Genomic DNA, 1,213 nt, shown 5'->3' on the forward strand with positions numbered 1-1,213 from the left:
AGAAGGCGGTGATCGAGCCCACGCCGTTGAGGCCATTGCCGCTGCGCTCCACCAGCTGCGGCAGCTTGGCAAAGCACGAGGGCGGGTAGCCCTTGGTGGCCGGGGGCTCGCCAATGGCCAGGGCAATCTCGCGCTGGGCCATGGCAAAACGGGTGAGCGAGTCCATCAGCAGCAGCACGTGCTGGCCTTTGCCGCGGAAATACTCAGCCACCGCAGTGGCGTAGGCGGCCCCTTGCAGGCGCAGCAGCGGCGGCGCGTCGGCCGGGGCGGCCACCACCACCGAGCGGGCACGGCCATCCGCGCCCAGAACGTCTTCCACAAATTCCGTGACTTCCCGGCCTCGCTCGCCGATCAGGCCGACCACGATCACGTCGGCCTGGGTGTAGCGGGCCATCATGCCCAGCAGCACGCTTTTGCCCACGCCCGAGCCCGCAAACAGGCCGATGCGCTGGCCACGCCCCACGGTCAGCATGCCGTTGATGGCGCGCACGCCGGTATCCAGCGGCTCGCGCACCGGGTCGCGGTCCATGGCATTGATGGGGCTGCGGTCCAGCGGCTGCGAGCGCACGTTGCGGATGGGGCCACCATGGTCCAGCGGTGCGCCCTGGGCATCCACCACCCGGCCCAGCAGGCCGTCGCCAATCGGCAAACGCAACACGCCTGCCACCCCGGCGGCCTTGTCGCGCCGGGCATCGCCCAGGCGCGGTACCGACACAAACGGCGGCGCAGGCACCACGCTGGCCCCACTGCGCAGGCCGTGCACGTCACCGGCAGGCATCAAAAAGGCTTTGTCGTTGGAGAAACCCACCACTTCCACCAGCACCGAAGGCCGGCCCGGCATGGACACCAGGCATTGCGAACCCACGGCGCTGCGCACGCCTGCGGCCTCCAGCACCAAACCCGCCAGGCGGGTCAGGGTACCGCGCACTTCCAGGGTGCTGCCGGTGTCCACGCGCTGCTGCGCATCGGCCAGAAACTGGGGCCAGACCTGGGTATCCGGGGAGTGGTCAGCTGGCATCTTCGGCATCCACATCGCCATCTGTCCAGGCCGAGGCCAGGCCCAGATTGGCCACGGCCCGCTCCCAGCGCTTGGACAGCGTGCCATCGATCACGGTGCCGCCCGATTCGACCAGGCAGCCGCCGCGCTCTACCGCCATATCGGCCAGCCAGGTAAGTGTAGGCAGGGGGAAGGCGGCTTTCAGCGGGGCTTGCA

The 1,213-nt window shown here is 69.5% G+C and carries 2 protein-coding genes; both read right to left on the reverse strand.

The window, feature by feature from the left end; all coding sequences use genetic code 11:
* The coding region (locus tag AC097L_RS25130; protein ID WP_479589431.1) for a FliI/YscN family ATPase at positions 1 to 1,018 on the reverse strand (1,018 nt) is incomplete at its 3' end.
* The coding region (locus AC097L_RS25135) for a FliH/SctL family protein (protein WP_479589432.1) at positions 1,008 to 1,213 on the reverse strand (206 nt) is incomplete at its 5' end. The genes AC097L_RS25135 and AC097L_RS25130, both read right to left, overlap by 11 nt.

It is taken from the genome of Rhodoferax sp. RT5P35, assembly GCF_056521385.1.